The following is a 7,082-nucleotide window of genomic DNA, read 5'->3' as shown; positions in this document are numbered from 1 at the left end:
GACCGTGCGTGCCGTCGCCTTGGTGGTCTCCGGCATCACACGGTTCAGGCTCAGCAGCGTGCCCACCAGGTGCACGTCCGGTTCGACGGCCTCGAGCATCTCGGGTTCGAGGAGCAGCCGGGTCAACCCGAGCCGATCCACCGCGTCGCGCTGCATCACCTGGACGACGGACGTGGGGAAGTAGGTGCGGATGTCGCCGAGCCAGCGTGCCACCCGGGGCGCGGATGCACCGAGACCGGCGGTGCGCGGCGCGGTGCCGTCGCCCGGCGCGGTGTCGTACAGGGCGGCGAGCGCGGCGTCCATGGCGGTGTCGTCGGCCGAGGACAGGGAGCCCGTGGAGTCCTCGGCGGCCTCACCGAGTGCGAGCCGCCAGCGGCGCAGACGTTCGGTGTCTCCGGATTCGGTTGTCATGCCGACACTCCCAGGATCGACGCGGTGGCGGTCAGAGCGATCCGGCCGCGGTCCACCGCGGGCGGTGCCTCCGTGCGGCGGGTGCGTTCGCCGCGCACCGTCTGCCCGAGCAGGCCTCGCTCCCCGAAGGCGAAGGACCCGAAGGTGCGTCGGAGGACGGGCAGGACGTCGACGAAATCGTCGTCGGTGAGGCCGCTGAGCCAGCCGTCCACGAGATCGAACAGGGCGCCGTCGTGGACCAGCAGGAGCCCACCACCGCCGAGGAAACCGTCGATCCAGCGCGCCTTCGCAGGCGCGGGTGAACCCACCGACAACGCTCGCGCGACCCGCACGGCCGTATCGTGCTCGCCGAGCCGGCCGGCGTCGCGCAGCATCCGGGTGGTGCGGCCGACGAGCAGACCGTCGACGTCGTCGCGCTCGCTCACCGATATCAGCGTGTCGAGCCACCGGACGGTCGCGGTCGGGTCCTCGCGCAACGCGAGCGCGAGATGCACGTCGTCGATCGCGGTGCGCAGTGCCTCGGCGGCGTCGTGGTCGAGACCGGTGACCGCCGCCGGGAGGCCGGCGCAGACACGCGCGAGCAGAGCGTCGCAGACGTGGTCCAGGGAGGACAGATCGGTGCCCCGCACGTCGCCGTACCGGACGGTCCGCACGAGGGTCGGCAGTGCGCTCATCAGGTGCAGCACATCGTGATCGAGAGCGGCCGCCGCATCGATCGCCCTCACCAGCGCCGGGATCGTGGTGCGTAGGTCGGCGAGCAGCGCCCGTTCGAGGAGTTCGGTGAGGTCGGCGAGCGCGATCCCGGAGCGAGCGGCACGGTCGGCCACCGTGGCACCCGCGGCGGATTCCACCGTCGTGCCCCACCGGGACGCCTCGACGATCGCTACCGACAACTCGGGCTCCCACCGCAGCGTCCAGGTTTCGCGGAACGTGCCGGTCGAGCGCACCTCGCTCTGCGTGGGCGTACCCCAGTCGATCCCGAGCAGCGCCAGCCGGTGCAGCAGTCGCGACCGCGCAACGTCGATTTCCCGGCGCAGGTCCAGATCGAGGTTCTTCGCTTCGCTGGACCGCTTGAGACGCAACGACTTCGCCTGTCGCTGCAGGTCGGTGTCGAGCGGGACGGTGGGGGTGTTCTCGGAGACGGATCCGAGTGCCTCCCCGACGACGAGCCGCCGCGTGACGAGGTCGAGCAGGACGTCGTCGCCGTCGCACAGCACCGATCGGGTCGCTTCGACGACCTCGTCGAGTCCGGCCACCGCGCGACCCCGCAGCGCAGCGAGCGTGTCGGCCAGGCGCGTCGCCTCGATGACGTGGGCACTCGAGACAGGCAGATCCTCCTCGCGCAGAACACGGGCCACGCGGGTGAACCAGCGCGCGGTCGTGTCCGCGGGCTGGGTGAACAGGTGGTGGTACCAGCCGGGTGAGGTGATGCCGGCGCCGTAGCCCGACGACAACGACAACCGGGAGTGGCTCCACGGTACCCAGGTGAGGGTGGTCTTCACTTTGGGTAGGCCTTTGAGCAGACGCGCGTCGGGCGCGGCCGGTCCGAGCCGGCCGGTGAGTGCGGGGGCGTGCATCGCCCCGCACACCACGGCGATCGCGCGGGCCCCGGCCTTGACGGTCGCGCGCAGCACCTGCCGCATGTGTGCCTCGCGTCGCGCAGTGTGGTCGTCGAGCCCGACGTCCTCGCGCAGCGCCCGCATCGCGTCGGTGATCTCGTCGAAGGCCTGGGCGGGGCCGTGCTCGACCACCGCATCCCACCACTGCTCGAAATCGGCATATCCACCGGCCCGGGCGAGCATGCCGAGCAGATCGTCGGCCGCGCGGTCGCCGACCTCCCGTTCGGCCGCGAGCGACATCGCCGCCGGAAGGTCGCAGAACCGCACGTCCGCGTCGTGCAGATACGCCCAGCGCAGGGCCTGCCATTCGGGGGAGAAGGCCGCGACCGGCCAGAACGCGGCCCGCGCCGGCTCGTCGCGTGCGTAGGCCAGCAACGCGACCGGCGGCACCATGTCGTCGGCCGCGGCGAGCGCGAGCACCGGATCGGCGTCGGACGGCCCTTCGATGAGCACGGTGTCGGGTTCGAACTCGGCGAGCGCCTGCAACACCGCGCGTGCCGAACCCGGCCCGTGGTGCCGGATCCCGAAGACCCGGATCTCCGCGGGAGCATCCGCGCGGTCGAAGAGAGCGTCGGTCACCCGGTGATCTCCCGGCACGCCCGGTAGAAGTCGGTCCAGTCGCCGCGTTCCCGGACGACGGCCTCGAGATATTCGTTCCAGACGACGCGATCGGAGACCGGGTCCTTGACCACCGAACCGAGGATGCCGGCCGCGACATCGGACGAACGCAGCACGCCGTCGCCGAAGTGCGCCGACAGTGCCAGACCACCCGTCACGACCGAGATCGCCTCGGCGGTGGACAGCGTGCCCGACGGGGATTTCAGCTTGGTCCGGCCGTCGGTGGTGACGCCGCTGCGCAGCTCGCGGAATACCGTGACGACGCGGCGGATCTCCTCCGCGGCCGCGGGCACGGCGGGAAGTTCGAGTGCGGCGCCGAGTTGTTCGACGCGGCGGGTGACGATCGCGACCTCGTCCTCCTCGCTCGCCGGCAACGGCAACACGACGGTGTTGAACCGTCGGCGCAGCGCGGACGACAGGTCGTTGACACCGCGGTCGCGATCGTTGGCGGTGGCGATGACGTTGAACCCCTTCGCCGCCTGCACCTCGGTGCCGAGTTCGGGGACCGGGAGGGTCTTCTCGGAGAGGATCGTGATCAGCGCGTCCTGCACGTCGGCAGGGATGCGGGTGAGTTCCTCGATACGTGCCACAGCGCCGTCGTGCATCGCCGTCATGACCGGGGAGGCGACCAGCGCGGCGGGGCTCGGCCCCTCGGCGAGCAGACGCGCGTAGTTCCAGCCGTAGCGCACCGACTCCTCGGTCGTGCCGGCTGTTCCCTGCACGAGCCGGGTCGACGAACCGCTGATCGCGGCGGCGAGATGCTCGGACACCCAGGTCTTCGCGGTGCCCGGCACGCCGAGCAACAGCAGGGCCCGGTCGGTCGCCAGGGTGGCGACGGCCACCTCCATCAACCGGCGCGGACCGACGTACTTCGGGCTGATCACGGTGCCGTCGGCCAGTTCACCGCCGAGCAGGTAGGTCACCACCGCCCATGGCGACAGCTGCCACGACGGTGGGCGCGGCCGGTCGTCGAGGCGCGCGAGCACCGCGAGTTCGTGCGCGTACTGCTGCTCGGCGTGCGGACGCAGCAGGCCGGTATCGGGCGCGGCGGTATCGGGCGTGCCGGACCCGGTGGGGCCGGACACCTCGGGCTCATCGGTGCCGACAACTGCGGGGGTCGACTCGGTGTCGGTCAACTCAGCTCCTCGTGGATCGTCTTGCGCAGGGTCAGGGTGTCGGCTGCACTGGCGAACAGGTGCAGACGACCGAGGTCGTCGGTGCGGTTCGCGGCGTCGGCCAGCAAGTCGGCGAGATCGAAAGGGGCCCGGCGGGCGAGCAGGATCAGGACGTCGCGGACGACACCGGTGGTCGTCGACTTCGTGTACAGCGCGGTGAGCACCTTCTCGGCGAGATCACGCGGCCACGGCGCGGGGAGGGCGGCGAGTAGCGCGTCGTCGAGGATCGCGGACGCCGACGACTCGCGCAGGTGCATGAGCAGGACGTCGAGGGGGACGACCCGCGCGACGTCCGCGTCGACGCTGCCGTCGCGTCGCAGCAATGCGGCAGCCCACTCACCGTTGCGCTGCCGGACCGCCGCGCGGCCCCACGCGGCCGTCAACGCGGTGCGGACGGTGTCGTCGACGTCGAACTCCGGCAGCACCGTGGCCCGGGCGTGCTCGTGCCACACCGACAGCGGAGCGGCCGCGACTGCCGCCATCAGCAGATCGTGGACCGGACCGTCGGAGAGACCGTCGCGGAGTGCGTTCTCGTTCGGCCGGTCGGGGACGGCGAGGGTGACGGTCGAGCCGTCGACGAGCAGCCACTGTCGCACCCGCTCGGCCATACGCTGCGCGAAGGCGGAATCCGACAGGCGCGGAAGAAGCTTGAGCGCCACGGCGCGGACCTTGCGGCTGCGGTCGTCCAGTGCGCGTTCGAGCAGGGCTTCGTCGTGCGGACCGAGCTTCAGCGCGAGCAGGGCGAGCAACTCGGCTCGCTGGGCGGCGGTCTGCGCGCCCCACGATGCCGCGAGTGTCGCGGTGGCCGCCGCCGGGTCGTGCGTGCGGAGCGTCTCGAACCACCGGCGGCGCCGGGCGGGCGGACCGGCGTACCAGGGTGTGTCGTCGAGCGGGTCGGGAGCCAGCAGTTCGGCCCATTCCGGGTTGCGCGCGGCCACCCAGCGTCCCCGTGTGCCGGTGAGCGCGACGAGCCGGTCGCGATGCACCGCGTCGGTGGTCGCGACGGTCAGCAGATCGACCACGACGTCGTGCGACGCGCGGAATCGGGCGGCCACCTCGAACCACTCGTCGAGCAGCGGGGAGCGGACGGCGAGCAGTGCGCGCAGGCGTTCGGCAGCCGCGCCGGGCAGGACGGGACGGTCGTCGTCCGGGGCCGGTGACGGCAGCTCGCGGACCACGGGCGCGGTCGCTGCGGTGAGGAAGGTCGCCTCCAGTGCGACAGCGGCGAGCAGTGTCGCCGCGGGGTCTCCGGACAGTCGGCCCGCGGCGTCGGCCGTGTGCAGCGCGTCGAACTCGGGCGCGGAGCGTGCCGTGCCGAGAAGTGCTGTGGTCGTCAGTGATTCGGGCAATGCGGTCACCAGGTCAGCACCTGTCCTTCGGTGAACAGGGACACCGGGGCGAGAGTGGTTCCGTCCCAGTCGCCGCAGACCGTCACCGGACGGCCACCCGCGACCGTGTGCAGCCGCCAGCGGCTGTCGTCGTCTCCGGCCAGCGGCAGTGCCCGTCCGGACGGGTCGACGACGTACCAGCCGTCCTCGCTGGGGGTGGGAGTGACTGCGTCGAGCAACACGGGCCAGGTGCGCAACCACGGATCGGACCCACGCATGCGGGCGTACTCGCCCAGCGCGGCGTCGAGTCCGGTGGCGGGCAGTGTCGTGAACGGCTCGGCCTCGCCGTGCTGCCGGCCGAACATGGCACGCAGCGGGGCGGCGCCGGGGCAGAAGTGCAGATCGGCGTCGACGAGCGAACCCGGGAAGGGGATCGGTGTGCCGAAACGTGCTGTGCCGTGCGCGAAATCGAGAACCACGGCCCACCGGCCGCTCGATCGTCCGCGCAACCACGTCCTGCGGGTGAACATCCGGCTCTCCTCGGTGACACGCACCGCGAGGACCTGCCACCGGTCACGCACGGCCGGTTCGGCACGCACCTCCTCGCTGCGGGTACCGAAACCGAGATGGGTCTGCAGCGAATACAGGAGCGGCCGGGGCAGTTCGTCGCGCCGCCGGTACGCGACGGCCATCAGGTGCAGACGCGCGTATTCGTTGAGCAATCTGGCGGGCCAATCCGTTTCGTCGGTCACGACGGTCGCCAGTGCGCGCAGCGCGGAGGCCGCACCGGGGGCCTGGGCATCGACCATGCGGGCGGCGATCGTCTCGTAGGTCTCGTAGCCGTGGTCGACCGCCCCGAGACCGTGCCTGATCCGGTCGGTCAGCCAGCGGTCGAGATCCTCGAGTCCTGCCGCGACCCGCTCCGCGCGACGCTGGGCGGTCGCCGGGTCGGGGGTCCTGACCGGCTCGTCGTCCGCGGGGGCGCGCAGTGCGGTGGACGCGGCGCGGGAGGCGCGCCAGCGGGTGACGGAATCGGGCGCCTTCCCGGCGGGCACGGCGCCCTCCGACCAGCACACGAGCAACGACAGGGCGTGCTTGCAGGGCAGCTTCCGGCTCGGGCACGTGCACGAGTAGGCGGGAGCCCTCGGATCGATCGCGGTGCGGTACGGCGTCGTGCCGCGGCCGCGGCACAGGCCCCACAGAGCTGCGTCGTCGTGACCGGTTTCGAGCCATGCGGAGGCGACGCCGCGCGCAGCCGTCATCGAGGACGGATCGGGTGCGACGGCGTTGATCTGCTGGAGGGTCCAGGGGGCGGTCACGAGCGTCGAAGATAGGAGACGGGTCCGACAGGAGTGGCGGGATCAGGATGTCGCACGGGTCTCCAGACGTGCGCGGATGCCGTCGACGAACAACTGCAGACCGAACTCGAACCGGACGGCGGGATCGCCGTCGAGCAGGTCGTCGTCGGCCTCGGCCGGCTGCTCGGTCGCGACATCGGGGGAGAGGGGAGCGCGGGTGAGCGCGCCGAGTTCCTCGAGCTGCGCGCGGGACTGCTCGTCGACGGTGTGGCCGAGCACGTAGTGCAGCAGCGCGTAGCCGGTGAGCTCGGCGTATGCCTGCGACAGGCCGGCACGTCCGGCGGTCCCCACGAAGGCGTCGCGGGCCCGGGAGGTGGTGAGCCGCGATGCGTAGCTCGACGCGACGAGTTCCGCGCCGTCGCGGTGAGCGAGCAGCGCGGCGCGGAAACGGTGCGCGAGTTCGGCGAGCGCGCCGTCCCAGGCGTCGCTTGCGGGAGGTTCGTCGACACCGTCGAGGATGCGGTCGGCCATAGCCCCGAGCAGGGTCTGCTTGTTCGGGAAGTGCCAGTACAGCGCGCCGGGCTGGACGCCGAGCGACGATGCGAGCTTGCGCATCGTCAGGTCGCCGAGTCC

General features: G+C 71.9%; 5 protein-coding genes and 1 pseudogene. All 6 read right to left on the bottom strand.

From position 1 onward, the window contains the following. Positions 1-411 (bottom strand): annotated as a pseudogene (locus R1101_RS0112925) (hypothetical protein); the annotation flags it as partial. Further along, on the bottom strand, positions 408-2,609 hold the full coding sequence (locus R1101_RS0112920) for a DUF5682 family protein (protein WP_016933837.1): 2,202 nt from the start codon (positions 2,607-2,609) through the stop codon (positions 408-410). The gene R1101_RS0112920 and the pseudogene R1101_RS0112925, both read right to left, overlap by 4 nt. Beyond that, on the bottom strand, positions 2,606-3,733 hold the full coding sequence (locus R1101_RS0112915; RefSeq protein WP_051017535.1) for an ATP-binding protein: 1,128 nt from the start codon (positions 3,731-3,733) through the stop codon (positions 2,606-2,608). The genes R1101_RS0112920 and R1101_RS0112915 overlap by 4 nt, the downstream gene beginning before the upstream one ends. Positions 3,734-3,780: 47 nt before the next feature. Next, positions 3,781-5,181 (bottom strand): DUF5691 domain-containing protein, encoded by a 1,401-nt coding sequence (locus R1101_RS0112910; protein ID WP_016933835.1) that lies wholly within the window; start codon positions 5,179-5,181, stop codon positions 3,781-3,783. Further along, positions 5,178-6,470 carry an SWIM zinc finger family protein gene (locus R1101_RS31315; RefSeq protein WP_016933834.1) on the bottom strand — a complete coding sequence of 431 codons (1,293 nt, stop codon included), beginning with the start codon at positions 6,468-6,470 and terminating at the stop codon, positions 5,178-5,180. The genes R1101_RS0112910 and R1101_RS31315 overlap by 4 nt, the downstream gene beginning before the upstream one ends. Before the next feature lie 42 nt (positions 6,471-6,512). Further along, a partial coding sequence (locus R1101_RS26630) for a TetR/AcrR family transcriptional regulator C-terminal domain-containing protein (RefSeq protein ID WP_016933833.1) occupies positions 6,513-7,082 on the bottom strand: 570 nt, incomplete at its 5' end.

This window comes from Rhodococcus sp. R1101 (assembly GCF_000278445.1).
Taxonomy (GTDB): domain Bacteria; phylum Actinomycetota; class Actinomycetes; order Mycobacteriales; family Mycobacteriaceae; genus Rhodococcus; species Rhodococcus gordoniae.
The sequence above is the reverse complement of the archived record's forward strand: the minus strand, read 5'-3'. Positions and strand labels throughout refer to the sequence as shown.